This window comes from Citrobacter sp. RHBSTW-00881 (assembly GCF_013728515.1).
Taxonomy (GTDB): domain Bacteria; phylum Pseudomonadota; class Gammaproteobacteria; order Enterobacterales; family Enterobacteriaceae; genus Citrobacter; species Citrobacter braakii.
Genome location: NZ_CP056269.1, coordinates 4,710,482 through 4,726,097 on the forward strand (window position 1 = coordinate 4,710,482; position 15,616 = coordinate 4,726,097).

The window sequence follows — 15,616 nt, forward strand, 5'->3', positions numbered from 1 at the left end:
TAACCGTCCCTGAAATTAACCAATAATATTGATTGATGTTAAAGAAATATCGATGCCCAACGCCCGGGAGAATACCCACTCAGGTTCTCCCTGCTCATTAAATGACTCTTCACCGTTTAACAGCAGGTATTCCCAGGTATTATCTGCCACCTGTCGCTGGTAGCCCATGGTAAAATTGTGCACTTCCCATGTGGCGTGCTGCTGGTTTTCCACCTTTTCCAGCATATAAACCGGTTCAATATTCCCCGGTTCTTCATCGTTAAAAAAGCGCTGCCAACGTTCTTCCTGCCAGCTAAGTGTTGGCGTACCTATCACTGACGGGCTAATGGCAGACTGCCAGTGTTTTTTTTGCGAAATCCCGTAACTTTCTTCATAAACAAAGAGTTTGATATCGTCGATATCATCGATATCTGCTCCACCGGAGGTATTGATTTGCAAAAACTCCTCTCCAGACGTGTAGTAGCGGAAAATCTGACTTCCACCACCTAAATCAATGTGGCTGACGGCTGCAACGGTGTACTCTTCACCCGGCAATTCAATCAATAAAGCTTCTTCTAACAGGCGAAACGCCAATGTATCGATCGTGAATCCTGCATTCAGATGTAACCCCAACGGCCCACGAACTGGCGCAACAGCAGCGGCCTTACCAAATAAACGTTGGAAAAAACTTGTCATCATTTATCCTCGATCTCCAGCCAGGCAATCTCCTTCGCCAGAATGCGGCTATTACCAATCAGATGTAGCCACATTCCTCCTTTTACCTCCGTCGAGATGACCGGGTTCAATTCCATACCACGACCATTTTTACAGGTGCTAATGCCCAACACGGTTGCATCATGGCGGAGCTTCATATAACGCATTAAATTGCCATAACGAATTGAAGTCACCTCTTCCGGAATCGGTACGGCAAAACCCGTGTCGCCCAGCATAGGATTCATAATGGATGCAACCGACTGGGAAGAACCAGGATCCTGAATGGATCGAGAAATTTGTTCAGCAGAGAGATTGCGTACAATTTCAATGCGCGGACAATGCACCTCAAGCAATCCTGCGTAACGCTCATCTTCCATATAAGCAACAACATGGCACTGATCAGGGATCGAATCAGCCAGCGAAAGGGCGATGGTAAACGTAAGTTCATCCGTACGGGCAAAGATGATAGCGCTCTGGCAAGTACATAACCCCATACGAGCATGCTCATGTGCGTCATTAAAATTACGAATACGAATGAAATCAACCCAGTGATTCCCCTGCAAAGGATGTTGAATATCATCCGATTCGCACAGGAGCACCCGCTCGAAAGCACGCCGGGTGTCATACAGCAGCAGCGATATCATTTTTTCCGTCTGGTGGCCGCGCCAGCCAACCACCAGCATATGATTGCGCAAATGACGATAATCCCCCATCCCCATCATTCCTTTCGCTAACATTCCTTGTACCATGCCAATAACCTTACCCATTAATGCGCCGAATAACCCAACGCTGACTGGGATCTGCCAGAGAGCGGTAAAAACTCGCCCTTCTGCTGTCTGCGGACTAAGGTCGCCAAACCCCAGCGTAGAACCCACGACCGAGCAGTAATAGATAAAATCGCTCAGGCGACCAACCAGCATCTCTTCGCCCAGTAATCTCAGCACCAGGTAACAAAACAGGTACTGCCCTACAAATAGCCCAATCAAAGCAGGCCAGGTCAGTCTTGAGAGATTCCGTTGGCATATTTTGATGACCCAAGTGAACAGCATTACTTGCCTTGCTGCCGTTGCAGTCGCGCCAGAACATCCTGAGCAGAGCTTTTATTAGTTGCGCCAATGCCTGCCTCTGCCAGTTTTTCGTCAAGGTCACGCCCATCTGCAACTTTCTCAAGCTGTGCGGCCGCATCCAGGCGGGCCTGACGCTCTGTCTGGCGTGTTTGCAAACGCTTGAGCGACTCCGCCGCCGTAGAGACACTGGAAGACGCACCGACAGTCGATGTGGTTACGGCCTGTTGGGCACGCTGCATCGCTTCCGTTGCCTTTACCACCTCAAGCTGCTGTTCAAACTGCGCAATCCGCTGCGCGGTGGCATTAACCGCTTTTTCAACGCCATCACGAGAGCTCTCAAGGTTAGTAAGCACTTGCTCCTCGGCGGTTATGACATTCTCCAGACGGGCAATCTCTTCCGCAACTTCGTTAATCAGAGACGGATTAGCATTTTTACTCAGCGCCTCAAGTGCCCGGTTTTCCAGACTGGCCTTGCGCTCGCGCAGATCGTTTAATTTATCGTTGCTCAACTTCACGCGCGCCAGCAAGTCAACCCGTGATTTTCCGGCTTTATCCAGTTCACCTTTCGCATCGCGAATATGCTGTTCCAGCATCCGCACCCCCTGCGCTTCTTCGATTGACTCTTCCGCTTGCGAAAGCACAGACTTGCCGAGAGTAAACAGGCTTTTCAAAATTCCCATAAATAGCGTTCCTTGTTATTCGTAAGTGTATTCTTCAGTTATTTCAGCGAGATCCAGCGCGTTATCCGCAAGCGTAGTCATCTCCAGAACCACATCATCCAACGATGAATTAAGCGAGAGGGCGCCAAATGCGACGTAATATTCTTCATGCTGAACGCGAGAAATTCCCACAGAAGACAAAGGAAGGATTTTTTGATTACGTAATAAGAAAATATTAAATTCATCCTGATCATGAATACTACTAACAGAACAAATAACAGTTTCTATAATAATCTGGCGGGAAGTGAATAGAACACTGAGCGACAAATCACCAAAATCATTCATTTTGACCATTAATGATTGTTCGTTATATTCAGTATTTATATTTAATTCAGGAAGAGTTTGTAGTGCTTTAGCAAGCAACTGCGGAGTCCATGCCATATATTTTCCATATATTAGTTAGTTAAAAATAAATAAAATGAATATCATTTTCCACCATTTATCATACTTGTTTAAGATAAAAAAAAGCCATCCAAATCTGGATGGCTTTTTCCGAAAAATAAGTTTAGCCGCGCTGGCGTACAGCCTCAAACAAGCAGATGCCCGTCGCAACTGAAACGTTCAGCGACGAAACGCTCCCAGCCATCGGGATGCTGATCAGTTCGTCACAGTGTTCGCGGGTCAAACGACGCATACCTTCACCCTCTGCGCCCATCACCAGCGCCAGACGTCCGGTCATTTTGCTCTGGTAGAGAGTATGGTCAGCTTCACCTGCGGTTCCGACGATCCAGATATTCTCTTCCTGCAGCATACGCATAGTGCGCGCCAGGTTGGTCACACGGATCAGCGGTACGCTTTCTGCCGCGCCGCAGGCCACTTTTTTCGCCGTTGCATTCAACTGCGCAGAACGATCCTTCGGTACGATAACAGCATGGACGCCAGCAGCATCGGCGCTACGCAGGCATGCCCCCAGGTTATGCGGATCGGTAACACCATCGAGGATCAAAAAGAACGGCTGATCGAGCGTAGCAATCAGATCCGGCAGATCGTTTTCCTGATACTGACGACCCGGCTTCACGCGAGCAATAATTCCCTGATGTACCGCACCCTCGCTTTTCTCATCCAGGAACTGGCGGTTAGCCAGCTGAATGACAACACCCTGTGCTTCCAGTGCGTGGATCAGCGGCAGCAGGCGTTTATCTTCACGACCTTTGAGAATAAAGACGTCCTGGAAGCGCTCAGGCGCACGTTCCAGCAGAGCCTGCACCGCATGGATGCCGTAAATCATTTCACTCATGAATGTACTCGTTAATAGTTTATGCGTAACGCGGGCAACGCGAGGTTGCCCGACTTACTGTTTATGGCTGTTATTGCGCGACTTTCTTTTTCGTCGCGCGTTTAGCTTTGGTGGCGGCAGCGATTTTAAGCGTTTTTGCCGATGGCTTTTTCGCTTTTTTATCGCCTTTCTTCTCAGCCGTTTTTTTATCCGCCTGAGGTTTGGCTCTGCCTTTCTTCTCGCCGCGGAAAGCGCTATCCGGCTCGAAATTTACTTTTTTGCCCATCTGACGACGCTTACCGGTATTTTTACCCGCATCGCTTTTTTTCGCTTTTTCACGCGCGGTTTTACCTTCATTGCGCGGTGCACGTTCGCTGGAGATCAAACTGAAGTCGATTTTACGCTCGTCCATGTTGACCGCTTCCACGCGAACTTCCACGCGATCGCCCAGGCGATACATTTGACCGCTGGATTCTCCCGTCAGACGCTGCCCAACCTGGTCAAAACGATAGTAGTCGTTATCCAGGGAGGAGACATGCACCAGACCGTCGATAAACAGCTCATCAAGACGGACGAAGAAACCAAACCCGGTAACGCTGGCGATCACGCCTTTGAAGACATTACCTACCTGATCCAGCATGAAGTCGCACTTCAGCCAGTCAGAGACGTCGCGCGTAGCTTCGTCAGCACGGCGCTCGGCCATCGAACAGTGTTGACCCAGCTGCAGCATCTCTTCCATCGAATAATGGTAGCCACCCGTTTCCGTGGTGTTGCCTTTATGGCCCTGCTCCTGCGCCAGCAGATACTTAATCGCCCGGTGCAAGGAGAGATCCGGGTAACGACGGATCGGCGAGGTGAAGTGTGCATAAGATTGCAACGCAAGGCCAAAGTGACCGCGGTTTTCCGGATCGTAAATCGCCTGCTTCATTGAACGCAGCAGCATAGTTTGCAGCATTTCTGCGTCAGGACGGTCAGCAATCGACTCCAGCAGTTCAGCGTAATCACGCGGCTCGGGTTTATTACCGCCGGGCAGCTCCAGCCCCAGCTCCGCCAACACCGAACGGAACGAATTAATCGCTTCGGTCGTCGGCTTATCGTGAATACGGAACAGCGCCGGCTCTTTGGCTTTCTCAACGAATCGCGCCGCTGAGATGTTCGCCATGATCATGCACTCTTCAATCAGTTTGTGCGCGTCATTACGCTGCGTCTGCTCAATACGTTCAATACGGCGTTCAGCATTGAAGATAAACTTCGCTTCTTCACTTTCAAACGAGATACCGCCACGCTCTTCACGCGCTTTATCCAGCACTTTGTAGAGGTTATGCAGCTCTTCAATGTGTTTAACCAACGGCGCGTACTGCTCACGCAGTTCCTGATCGCCCTGCAGCATGTGCCAGACCTTGGTGTAGGTCAGACGCGCATGGGAGCTCATAACCGCTTCGTAGAATTTAAAGCCTGTTAAGCGGCCTTTCGACGAAATGGTCATTTCACAGACCATACACAGCCTGTCCACCTGCGGGTTGAGCGAACACAATCCGTTAGACAGCACTTCCGGTAGCATCGGAACAACCTGCGATGGGAAGTAGACGGATGTGCCACGGCTGCGCGCTTCCTGGTCCAGCGGAGTCGGCGGGCGAACGTAATAGCTTACGTCAGCAATCGCCACCCATAAACGCCAGCCGCCGCCGCGTTTCTTCTCGCAGTAAACCGCATCATCGAAGTCACGCGCATCTTCGCCATCGATAGTGACCAGCGGCAGGGAGCGCAGATCGACACGTCCGGCTTTCGCTTCTTCCGGCACTTCTTCTTTCAGTCCGGCGACCTGTTTTTCGACCGCCTGAGGCCAGATATACGGGATTTCATGAGTACGCAGCGCCATATCAACGGCCATGCTGGTTCCCATGTTGTCGCCCAGGACTTCAACAATTTTACCCACCGCTTTAGTGCGACGCGTCGGACGCTGGGTCAGCTCAACCACGACCACAAAGCCCATACGAGCACCCATCACCTCTTCCGGTGGGATCAGGATATCAAAGCTCAGGCGGCTGTCGTCAGGGACGACAAACCCAACGCCAGCGTCGGTGAAGTAGCGACCGACAATCTGGCTGGTTTTCGGTACCAGTACGCGCACAATACGCGCTTCGCGACGACCTTTACGGTCCGCGCCCAGCGGCTGTGCCAACACCTGATCGCCATGAATACAGGTTTTCATCTGCTCGCTGGACAGGTACAGGTCATCTTTGCGGCCTTCAACGCGCAGAAAGCCGTAGCCATCACGGTGGCCAATAACGGTACCTTTCAGCAGGTCAAGACGCTCCGGCAGCGCATAGCACTGACGACGAGTGAAGACCAGTTGCCCGTCACGCTCCATGGCGCGCAGGCGGCGACGCAGCGCTTCTTGCTGCTCTTCACCTTCAATGTTGAGTTCAGCGGCCAGCTCATCGCGGTTGGCCGGTTTTTCACGTTTAGTTAAATGTTCGAGGATAAATTCCCGGCTCGGGATAGGATTCGCGTATTTTTCTGCTTCGCGTTCCTGGAAAGGATCTTGTGACATCGAGGTTCCTCCATTGTCAGCTCTGATGAAGATTTTCGTCACTCCACCAGCAATAATTTATAAAGCGGTTGATTCTCTTCAACCAAATCAGCAAGTGTGTAGTTGTCCAGTTCCGTGAGAAAACTTTGCACTGCCTTAGAAAGCGCCTGTTTGAGTCGACAGGCTGGGGTAATGTGGCAAAACTCGCTGCTACAATTGACCAACGATAGTGGTTCCAGCTCGCGAACCACATCACCAATACCAATATCCTTAGCTGGTTTACCCAGGCGGATACCGCCATTTTTTCCTCGAATAGCAGTAACGAAGCCCGCACGGCTAAGTTGATTGATTATTTTGACCATATGATTACGGGACACGCCGTAGACTTCTGTCACCTCAGAAATACTGGTCATACGTCCTTCGGGAAGTGACGCCATGTAGATTAGCGCACGTAATCCGTAATCGGTGAAACTTGTTAACTGCACATCAACCTCAGGAAAAGGGATAAAACGGATAAACCTGGTGGTATTAATTACATTGATGATAAACCAGCCACCAGCCAGGTCGCTAATTTATTTCAGTTCAGGAAGGAAAAAAGCGAGGAACTTACGTGATTTTAAGCCGGATTATGATGCAAAGCGCCTCATCCGGCCTAAGATAGTGCAAGCGCAGCGCCATTCGACGCCACGCTATAACCAGAATTATGCGTCGAACGGGTCGCGCAGGATCATGGTTTCAGTACGGTCTGGGCCAGTTGAGATAATATCAATCGGCACACCGGTCAGTTCTTCAATACGCTTGATGTAGTTCAGTGCTGCCTGCGGCAGACCGCTACGTTCCTTCACACCGAAGGTGGATTCAGACCAGCCTGGCATGGTTTCGTAGATCGGCTCGATACCTTTCCAGTCGTCCGCAGCCAGCGGGGTAGTCGTTACTTCACGGCCATCCGGCATACGATAAGCGACACAGATTTTCACCTCTTTCAAACCGTCCAGTACGTCCAGTTTGGTCAGGCAGAAGCCAGACAGGGAGTTAATCTGTACTGCACGGCGTACCGCAACGGAGTCCAGCCAACCGGTGCGACGACGACGACCGGTGGTCGCGCCATACTCGTTACCTTGTTTGCACAGGAACTCGCCAACGTCATCAAACAGCTCAGTCGGGAACGGACCCGCGCCTACACGTGTAGAGTAAGCTTTGATGATACCCAGAACGTAATCCACATAACGTGGACCCAGGCCGGAGCCGGTCGCCACGCCACCTGCGGTGGTGTTGGAAGACGTTACGTACGGATAGGTACCGTGGTCGATATCCAGCAGGGTACCCTGTGCGCCTTCGAACATGACGAAATCGCCACGCTTACGCGCCTGGTCCAGCAGATCGGAAACATCAACAACCATAGAGGTCAGGATGTCGGCAATCGCCATCACATCATCCAGCACTTTCTGGTAGTCAACTGCTTCAACTTTATAGAAATTCACCAGCTGGAAGTTGTGATATTCCATCACTTCTTTCAGTTTTTCAGCGAAGGTTGCTTTATCAAACAGATCGCCAACGCGCAGACCGCGACGAGCTACTTTGTCTTCATAAGCCGGACCGATGCCACGACCGGTAGTACCGATCGCTTTCTCGCCACGCGCTTTCTCACGAGCATTATCCAACGCAACGTGATAATCAAGGATCAGCGGACAAGCTTCAGACAACAGCAGGCGCTCGCGAACCGGGATGCCACGATCTTCCAGTCCTTTCATTTCTTTCATCAGCGCGGACGGAGACAGTACAACACCGTTACCGATGATGCTGATGACATTCTCGCGAAGAATACCTGATGGAATAAGATGGAGGACGGTTTTTTCACCGTTGATTACGAGAGTATGGCCTGCGTTGTGACCACCCTGGTAGCGCACAACATATTTAGCCCGTTCAGTCAGAAGATCGACGATCTTCCCTTTACCTTCGTCACCCCATTGGGTGCCCAGTACGACGACGTTGTTACCCATTTTTCAAAATCACCGTTTGCTTAAAAATGGATTCTACCACCGCTTTTTCAGATATACAGCACTTTTTGCATGCGAAAATCCGCAAAATAGGCTACTTATTGATCAGCCAATCGTTTTCCTCAACATGTAGTAGACCACAACGCCCGCAACCACAAGACCTCCACCAAAACGACGCAAAGTATTTTCGGGAAGTTGCGCCATTGCGGAAATCATTTTCTTCCACGCGCGGGGATAAAGCATAGGGCCCAGGCCTTCCAGCACCAAAACCAGCGCGAGCGCCAGCAAAATTGTTGAATTCATCCATCGTCCTTTTATAAAAAGAAAACCACCGCATCCCTGGGGATGCCGGTGGTTTTGCTGGTTTAAAACCGCTGGAACTTTATTAGCGTGTCGTAGTGCTCGGTGTCTTCATGTAGCGGAAGAAATCGCTGTCCGGGCTCATGACCATCACGTCCTGGTTGCCTTCGAAGCTCTTCTCGTAAGCACGCAGGCTACGGATGAAGGCGTAGAAGTCAGGATCCTGGCTGAACGCATCGGCAAACAGTTTAGCGGCTTCTGCATCGCCTTCACCGCGCATGATGCGGCCCTGACGCTCAGATTCTGCCAGCGTTTTAGTCACTTCATAATCCGCCGTGGCACGCAGTTTTTCCGCTTCTTCCTGACCTTGTGAACGATGGCGACGCGCTACCGCTTCACGCTCAGCGCGCATACGGTTGTAGATAGCCTCAGACACTTCAGCAGGCAGGTTGATTTGCTTGATACGCACGTCAACCACTTCGATGCCCAATGCCGCCATACTGTTCGGGTTGATGACCGGTACTTTACCGTTTGTTTCAGCCTGAACACGCTCAGCCGCTTCGGCAATCGCGCTATCTGCCGCCGGAGTCGCGACTTCATCTTCCGTGCCAGCAGAACCGGAGTTCAGCGCATCACGAACTTCCAGCGTCAGACGACCGCGGGAATCGGTAACGATGTCTTTCACGTCCAGACGACCAATTTCAGAACGCAGACGGTCAGAGAACTTACGTTTCAGCAGGACTTCTGCCTGAGAAACATCGCCACCGCCCGTTGCCAGGTAGTAACGGCTAAAGTCACTGATGCGCCACTTAATGTAGGAGTCAACGATCAGGTCTTTCTTCTCTTTGGTAACAAAGCGATCGGCCTGGTTGTCCATGGTCTGAATACGCGCATCCAGCATCTTCACAGATTCAATAAACGGAATCTTGAAGTGCAGGCCTGGTGCAACAACCAGCGGCTTGTTTTCATCGTCACGCAGAACTTTACCAAAGCGCAGAGTAATCCCGCGCTCGCCTTCTTTAACCACAAAGACAGACATGAACAGAACTACCAGAACGATGATGATAATCGCAATAACTGACTTACGCATCGTTATTCCCCCTGACGCTGGTAGTCGTTACGCTGCGCGTTCGCGCGGCGTTGGTCCATAATATCGCCCTGACTGGTGGACGAGGTATTGCTTGCTCCAGTGCCGGACGTCGTTGCTGGCGGCAGACGCAGCAGGTTTGAACTGCTGTCACTCTTTGCTGCTGGCGCACTACCGCCTTTCAGCATTTGATCCAGCGGCAGAACCATCAGATTGCTGCCCTTATCGTTAACCAGGACTTTGCGGGTATTGCTCAGCACTTTTTCCATGGTTTCGATATACAGACGCTCGCGAGTAATTTGCGGTGCGGCTTTATATTCCGGCAGAATTTTTGCGAAACGAGCCACTTCACCCTGTGCTTCCAGGATGGTTCGCGTTTTGTAAGCACGCGCTTCTTCCAGAATACGCTGCGCCTGACCGTTAGCACGTGGCTGAACTTCGTTGGTGTACGCTTCTGCTTCACGGATGTACTGCTGCTCGTTTTCACGTGCTGCAATGGCATCGTCAAACGCGGCTTTTACTTCTTCCGGCGGACGTGCTGCCTGGAAGTTGACGTCCAGCAGGGTGATACCCATGTTGTACGGACGGATCGTTTCTTCCAGTTCACGCTGGGTATCGCTACGAATAACGGTACGCCCTTCGGTCAGGATACGGTCCATGGTGTATTTACCGATAACCCCACGCAGGGCGCTGTCGGTTGCCTGACGCAGACTGTCATCCGCGCTGGTTACGCTAAACAGGTAACGCTGCGGATCGGTCACGCGGTACTGCACGTTCATTTCAACGCGTACGACGTTTTCGTCAGAGGTCAGCATCACGCCGGATGCGGCAAGTTCACGCACGGCTTCCACGTTGACCGGGGTCACTTCGTCGACAAAGGTCGGTTTCCAGTTCAGACCCGGCTCAACCAAATGGCTGAATTTACCGAAGCGTGTCACCACGCCGCGTTCCGCTTCTTTAATGGTGTAGAAACCGCTGGCCGCCCAGATAATGACGATAGCTGCCGCTGCGATAGTAAAGACTCGACCACCTAATTGCGGACGCGGGCCTTGCGATGAGCTACCGCCGCCAGAACCAGCACCTTTACCGCCACCCAGACCACCGAGCTTTTTACTCAGTTTGCGGAAGATATCATCCAGATCGGGAGGTCCCTGATCGCGACCACCTTTGTTTCCATTTCCCTCAGGGTTGCCGCCAGGTTTGCTGCTTCCCCACGGGTCGCGGTCTTGTCCGTTATTACCGGGCTGATTCCACGCCATTTTTGTGCTCCATATTTGTTATGCGATGCTATACCTGCGTATTTTGCGCTGCCGATGCGTTGGCTACGCCCCTTAATCTCAGTCACATAGTTAACTATGCTCCTGAAGATTTCAGGACTTGCCACCTTCATGCTGCACAAAACCCACAAGGTATAGAGGCGAAAAAATCTTCAGGCCATATCCGTCAGGTCAGACAATATAGTCTTCCAGTGCCGGTTCTTGTTTACAGAGGCGACGCCAGTCTACGATCGGCATACGAACCTGCAGACCCACGCTGCCGTCCTCCTCCATCCACTCTCTTTCTATTGCCTGAAGTTGGTAAAACCGGCTTCTCAGACGCCCTTCCTGCGGCGGCAAACGCAACGTATGCTGCGCCACCTCACCGGAAAGTCGCTCAGTCAAAGCCTGAAAAAGCTGTGGTATACCTATTCCCGTTTGCGCTGAAACCCAAACGCGAATGGGTTTATTCTCTTCATCTCTGTCGATACGTGGTTCAAAATCATCCAGCATATCGATTTTATTCATCACCAGCAGAGTCGGGATCTCATGCGCATCGATCTCTTCGAGCACCGTGTCGACGGCCTCGATGTTTTCCTGCACACGAAAATCTGCAGCATCAATAACATGCAGCAGCAATGTCGCCTGACGCGTTTCCTGCAGGGTGGCTTTAAACGCCGCCACCAGGTCGTGCGGCAAATGACGGATAAACCCTACGGTATCCGCCAGCACGGTTTCACCGACGTCCGCTACGTCTATACGGCGCAGCGTTGGGTCCAGGGTCGCAAACAGCTGATCCGCTGCGTAAACCCGGGCTTCGGTGATCTGGTTGAACAGGGTGGATTTTCCGGCGTTGGTATATCCCACCAGTGATACGGTTGGGACATCCGCTTTCTTGCGCGACTGTCGCCCCTGCTCACGTTGCTTTTCAACTTTTTCCAGGCGCGACTGTATTTGCAAAATGCGATTACGCAGCAAACGACGGTCGGTTTCGAGCTGGGTTTCACCCGGACCGCGCAAACCAATCCCGCCCTTTTGCCTTTCAAGGTGGGTCCAGCCACGGACCAGACGAGTAGCCATATGGCGCAACTGCGCCAGCTCAACCTGCAACTTACCCTCATGGGTGCGCGCACGCTGGGCAAAAATATCTAAAATAAGACCTGTCCTGTCGATAACAAGACACTGGCACAACTGTTCCAGGTTACGTTCCTGGGCGGGGCTTAGAGCATGATCAAAAATCACCACCGCAGCGCCAGTCGCTTTTACGGCTTCCGCAATTTCGATTGCCTTACCTTCACCAACAAAATACTTCGGGTGCGGTGCTTTACGGCTCCCGGTAATCACCTGCATTGCTTCGACACCGGCGGAAGAAACCAGAGATTCAAACTCCTGGAGGTCTTCCATATCTTTGTCTTGCGAAAAATAGATGTGTACCAGTACCGCCTGCTCACCGGCATCATAACGGTCAAACAAGCGTCAACCCCTTAATATATATCAACGGGGAACGCAGGATCGCTGGCTCCCCGTGTGTAAAACAGCTAACAACCTTATTCGGTTTCTTCGCTGTCCTGTTGCGCAGATGAACCTTGCGCGTTGCTACCGTGATGGTAGTTGCTGCCAGTGCCGCCGGTGGCATTATTGCTGTGATGAGAAACCGGGCGAGACGGGACAACAGTAGAAATCGCGTGCTTATAAACCATCTGGCTGACCGTGTTTTTCAACAGGATCACGAACTGATCAAAAGACTCGATTTGACCTTGCAGCTTAATACCATTCACCAAATAAATAGAAACTGGAACACGTTCCCGACGCAGTGCGTTCAGGAACGGATCTTGTAAAGATTGCCCCTTAGCCATTCTCTCTTTTCCTTATATGCTTATTTGTACTTTGAACCTTTCGATTCTGAAAAATTGCGCACGATACGTTTCAATTGTACACATTCAGTTCGCGATAGCACCAACAACCTGTAATACTTCGTTTCGCGCCTGGTCAGGCTTTTCACTGTCAAGCCAGTGCACCCCTTCCCAACCACGCAACCAGGTTACCTGTCGCTTCGCCAACTGCCTCGTGGCGCAAACACCTCTATAAACCATTTCATCGTATGAAATTTCGCCTTCAATGTATGACCACATCTGGCGATACCCTACACAACGAATGGAAGGCAAATCCGTATGCAAATCTCCACGGGCAAATAGCGCCCGGACTTCTGCTTCAAAACCTGAAGCCAACATCTGATGAAAACGCTGCTCAATTCGCTGATGGAGCAGTTCACGGCTCGCCGGGGCGATAGCAAACTGATGCACCTGATACGGCAAAGCATCTCCTGACGTTTGCGTCAGCTCCGTTAAAGTTTTACCCGAAATGAAAAAAACTTCCAGTGCCCGGGAAAGTCTTTGCGGATCATTTGGATGAATACGCGCCGCAGCCACCGGATCTATTTCCTGAAGCTGTCGGTGTAACGCGTCCCACCCATGCTCTGCCGCCTGCTGCTCAATTCTGGCCCTGACTTCCGGATCTGCCGACGGTAACGGCGACAGCCCTTCAAGCAAGGCTTTGAAATATAACATTGTGCCGCCCACCAGCAGCGGAATACGCCCCGCGGCGGTGATATCAGCCATCTCGGCTAACGCATCGCGGCGAAAATCCGCAGCAGAGTACGCCTGGGACGGATCGCGGATATCCAGCAACCGGTGCGGCGCGGCCTGTAATTCATCTGCATCAGGCTTGGCTGTACCGATATCCATCCCCTTGTAAATAAGGGCGGAATCAACGCTTATCAACTCTACAGGCAAAACTTTACGCAATTCAATTGCCAGTGCCGTTTTACCGGAGGCCGTCGGCCCCATCAAAAAAATCGCCTTTGGCAGGCTCGCCTTACGGGTATCACTCATGTTTCAGGGCATTCATTACCGAATGTAAATCAACAGGTTGTAACAAACCACCCGGCGGCGCCTTCACGAGTTGTGGGCAAAGCCGCTCAACATCCGCTAACAGCGTAATCGCCTGAGCCATGCTCCACTGCGGATGCTCGCTAATCAGATTACGTGCAATCCACTGTGCAATATTGCCCGGTTCGAATTCGGACTGCTGCGCCAGGTAGCCTATCAGTTCAGGAATCAAGATTTGTAAATTTTGTTGGCGTAAGGGTAAAGGCACCGCCCGGATGGTCACATGCTGTGCATCCAGTTGATATTCAATACCCAACTCAGCCAGTTGGCTCTGCCCTTTTTGCAGCGCCGCTTTTTCATCAGCGTTTACTTTTAGACGTAAAGGGATCAGTAACGGCTGAGCGCAAACGACGCCCTGGTCCGGCGTTAACTGCGCCTGACGTAGCCAACGTTCCGCCACCGGCAATGCCAGCAACCGAATATGACCATCGCATTCGAGTAATGCGCAGTCCGTACCGACAATGGTTAGCACCCGCCCAAAGCCCTGACTGTTGCCGGTCAGAGGTGCTGATGGCGTTTCAGAAACCGGCGTTTTACGCGGCGGAACCGGCGTCTGTAGCAGTTGCTGATAAATCTCACTCTGCTGCTTTTGATATCCAGGTTGGGCATGAGGCCAGCTGGCCCCCGTCTGACGGCCACCACTACTGCCAGCGCCAGCAGATGCTGAGTAACGCGGCGTCGCAGGTTCACGCGCCGGGGCCGGTTCGGCAAAATGGTTACGTCCGGCCGCGACGCGGTTTTCCGGGATGTGCCTTGGCGCGGGCTCGTCGTCATCAGCCAACGGCAGCGGCGTTTCAAGCTGCTGTTGCAGGACGCTCAACACACCCTGGTAAATAAAATCATGCACCAGGCGTGATTGATGAAAACGGACCTCATGTTTGGCGGGATGTACGTTAACATCCACCTGATGCGGGTCGATTTCCAGATACAACACAAAAGCGGGCTGCTGATCGGCTCCCAGCTTATCTTCACAGGCCTGACGAATAGCATGGTTGATCAACCGGTCGCGCATCATCCGGCCATTCACATAGCAGTACTGGATTTCCGCCAGCGCCGCCGTCGTGTGGTTAGGATCGGCCACCCAACCGCGCAGCGTTAAATCGCCATGCTGCCATTCAATCGCCAGCGCATGTTCCAGAAACGGCGTGCCGCAAATCGCGCCCAGTCGGCGCTCTTGCTGCCCATCCGCAGCCACTGCCCGGTACTGGCGCACCACTTTGCCGTTGTGCGACAAATTAATCGTCACATCAAAACGTGCCAGCGCAATACGGCGGATTATTTCGTCGATATGATTAAATTCCGTTTTCTCGGTGCGCATAAACTTGCGCCGCGCCGGGGTGTTGTAGAACAGATCTAACACCTCCAGCGTGGTTCCCACCGGATGCGCAGCGGGTTTAACCGTCACATCCATGTCGCGCCCTTCGGCATAGGCTTGCCAGGCTTCAGGTTGTTCTTGCGTACGCGACGTCAGGGTTAAACGAGAAACGGAGCTGATACTGGCCAGCGCTTCGCCGCGAAACCCGAGGCTCACGATGGCTTCGAGATCGTCAAGCGAGGAAATTTTACTGGTGGCATGACGTGCCAGCGCCAGCGCCAGCTCGTCTTTTTTAATCCCGCAGCCGTTGTCACGAATACGGATAAGCTTCGCGCCGCCGCGCTCAATATCAATATCAATGCGCGTCGCACCGGCATCGATACTGTTTTCCACCAGCTCCTTCACCACTGACGCAGGCCGTTCTACCACCTCGCCTGCGGCAATCTGGTTCGCCAGCTGTGGCGGTAGAACCTGAATCGGCATGG

Annotated in this window: 15 protein-coding genes; all 15 read right to left on the reverse strand. The window is 52.0% G+C overall.

What is annotated here, in order from left to right:
* Positions 1–15: 15 nt before the first annotated feature.
* The 15 genes from HV311_RS22675 to mutL all read right to left on the reverse strand — a co-directional run bounded on the left by HV311_RS22675 (position 16) and on the right by mutL (position 15,614).
* The gene (locus HV311_RS22675) at positions 16–675 is read right to left on the reverse strand and encodes a YjfK family protein (protein ID WP_191221218.1); all 660 of its coding nucleotides are present in this window, start codon (positions 673–675) and stop codon (positions 16–18) included.
* Positions 675–1,742 (reverse strand): potassium channel family protein, encoded by a 1,068-nt coding sequence (locus HV311_RS22680; protein ID WP_149381746.1) that lies wholly within the window; start codon positions 1,740–1,742, stop codon positions 675–677. Before HV311_RS22680 ends, HV311_RS22675 begins: the two co-directional genes overlap by 1 nt.
* Entirely contained in the window at positions 1,742–2,440 is a 699-nt protein-coding gene (locus HV311_RS22685) for a PspA/IM30 family protein (protein ID WP_149381744.1), read from the reverse strand. The genes HV311_RS22680 and HV311_RS22685 overlap by 1 nt, the downstream gene beginning before the upstream one ends.
* Positions 2,441–2,455: 15 nt before the next feature.
* Positions 2,456–2,860, reverse strand: coding sequence for a DUF2170 family protein (locus tag HV311_RS22690; RefSeq protein WP_149381742.1), 405 nt, complete (start codon positions 2,858–2,860; stop codon positions 2,456–2,458).
* A 124-nt stretch (positions 2,861–2,984) separates the two neighbouring features.
* A complete protein-coding gene (gene rlmB / locus HV311_RS22695; protein ID WP_003830482.1) occupies positions 2,985–3,716 on the reverse strand; it encodes a 23S rRNA (guanosine(2251)-2'-O)-methyltransferase RlmB in 732 nt (243 codons plus the stop codon).
* 70 nt (positions 3,717–3,786) lie between these two features.
* The gene (gene rnr, locus HV311_RS22700; RefSeq protein ID WP_047500007.1) at positions 3,787–6,249 is read right to left on the reverse strand and encodes a ribonuclease R; all 2,463 of its coding nucleotides are present in this window, start codon (positions 6,247–6,249) and stop codon (positions 3,787–3,789) included.
* Between the two features lie 38 nt (positions 6,250–6,287).
* Positions 6,288–6,713 carry a nitric oxide-sensing transcriptional repressor NsrR gene (gene nsrR / locus HV311_RS22705; protein WP_003025609.1) on the reverse strand — a complete coding sequence of 142 codons (426 nt, stop codon included), beginning with the start codon at positions 6,711–6,713 and terminating at the stop codon, positions 6,288–6,290.
* Between the two features lie 216 nt (positions 6,714–6,929).
* Positions 6,930–8,228 (reverse strand): adenylosuccinate synthase, encoded by a 1,299-nt coding sequence (gene purA, locus HV311_RS22710; RefSeq protein ID WP_003025606.1) that lies wholly within the window; start codon positions 8,226–8,228, stop codon positions 6,930–6,932.
* Positions 8,229–8,330: 102 nt separating this feature from the next.
* On the reverse strand, positions 8,331–8,528 hold the full coding sequence (locus HV311_RS22715; RefSeq protein ID WP_019078201.1) for a DUF2065 domain-containing protein: 198 nt from the start codon (positions 8,526–8,528) through the stop codon (positions 8,331–8,333).
* Positions 8,529–8,610: 82 nt separating this feature from the next.
* Entirely contained in the window at positions 8,611–9,615 is a 1,005-nt protein-coding gene (gene hflC / locus HV311_RS22720; protein ID WP_016155510.1) for a protease modulator HflC, read from the reverse strand.
* A gap of 2 nt (positions 9,616–9,617) precedes the next feature.
* Positions 9,618–10,871, reverse strand: a complete 1,254-nt coding sequence (gene hflK / locus HV311_RS22725; RefSeq protein ID WP_016151416.1) for an FtsH protease activity modulator HflK — start codon at positions 10,869–10,871, stop codon at positions 9,618–9,620.
* Positions 10,872–11,060: 189 nt separating this feature from the next.
* Positions 11,061–12,341, reverse strand: coding sequence for a ribosome rescue GTPase HflX (gene hflX, locus HV311_RS22730; RefSeq protein WP_016151415.1), 1,281 nt, complete (start codon positions 12,339–12,341; stop codon positions 11,061–11,063).
* A gap of 74 nt (positions 12,342–12,415) precedes the next feature.
* On the reverse strand, positions 12,416–12,724 hold the full coding sequence (gene hfq / locus HV311_RS22735; protein ID WP_003025584.1) for an RNA chaperone Hfq: 309 nt from the start codon (positions 12,722–12,724) through the stop codon (positions 12,416–12,418).
* Between the two features lie 84 nt (positions 12,725–12,808).
* Positions 12,809–13,759: a tRNA (adenosine(37)-N6)-dimethylallyltransferase MiaA gene (gene miaA, locus HV311_RS22740; RefSeq protein WP_016151413.1), complete on the reverse strand. Its 951-nt coding sequence runs from the start codon at positions 13,757–13,759 to the stop codon at positions 12,809–12,811.
* A complete protein-coding gene (gene mutL / locus HV311_RS22745; protein ID WP_191220502.1) occupies positions 13,752–15,614 on the reverse strand; it encodes a DNA mismatch repair endonuclease MutL in 1,863 nt (620 codons plus the stop codon). Before mutL ends, miaA begins: the two co-directional genes overlap by 8 nt.
* Between the last annotated feature and the right edge of the window lie 2 nt (positions 15,615–15,616).

Bases quoted from the DNA above. Each gene is read 5' to 3' on its own strand.
- HV311_RS22675 (WP_191221218.1), bottom strand. From the start codon at position 675: ATGACAAGTTTTTTCCAACGTTTATTTGGTAAGGCCGCTGCTGTTGCG.
- HV311_RS22680 (WP_149381746.1), bottom strand. From the start codon at position 1,742: ATGCTGTTCACTTGGGTCATCAAAATATGCCAACGGAATCTCTCAAGA.
- HV311_RS22685 (WP_149381744.1), bottom strand. From the start codon at position 2,440: ATGGGAATTTTGAAAAGCCTGTTTACTCTCGGCAAGTCTGTGCTTTCG.
- HV311_RS22690 (WP_149381742.1), bottom strand. From the start codon at position 2,860: ATGGCATGGACTCCGCAGTTGCTTGCTAAAGCACTACAAACTCTTCCT.
- rlmB (WP_003830482.1), bottom strand. From the start codon at position 3,716: ATGAGTGAAATGATTTACGGCATCCATGCGGTGCAGGCTCTGCTGGAA.
- rnr (WP_047500007.1), bottom strand. From the start codon at position 6,249: ATGTCACAAGATCCTTTCCAGGAACGCGAAGCAGAAAAATACGCGAAT.
- purA (WP_003025606.1), bottom strand. From the start codon at position 8,228: ATGGGTAACAACGTCGTCGTACTGGGCACCCAATGGGGTGACGAAGGT.
- HV311_RS22715 (WP_019078201.1), bottom strand. From the start codon at position 8,528: ATGAATTCAACAATTTTGCTGGCGCTCGCGCTGGTTTTGGTGCTGGAA.
- hflC (WP_016155510.1), bottom strand. From the start codon at position 9,615: ATGCGTAAGTCAGTTATTGCGATTATCATCATCGTTCTGGTAGTTCTG.
- hflK (WP_016151416.1), bottom strand. From the start codon at position 10,871: ATGGCGTGGAATCAGCCCGGTAATAACGGACAAGACCGCGACCCGTGG.
- hfq (WP_003025584.1), bottom strand. From the start codon at position 12,724: ATGGCTAAGGGGCAATCTTTACAAGATCCGTTCCTGAACGCACTGCGT.
- miaA (WP_016151413.1), bottom strand. From the start codon at position 13,759: ATGAGTGATACCCGTAAGGCGAGCCTGCCAAAGGCGATTTTTTTGATG.
- mutL (WP_191220502.1), bottom strand. From the start codon at position 15,614: ATGCCGATTCAGGTTCTACCGCCACAGCTGGCGAACCAGATTGCCGCA.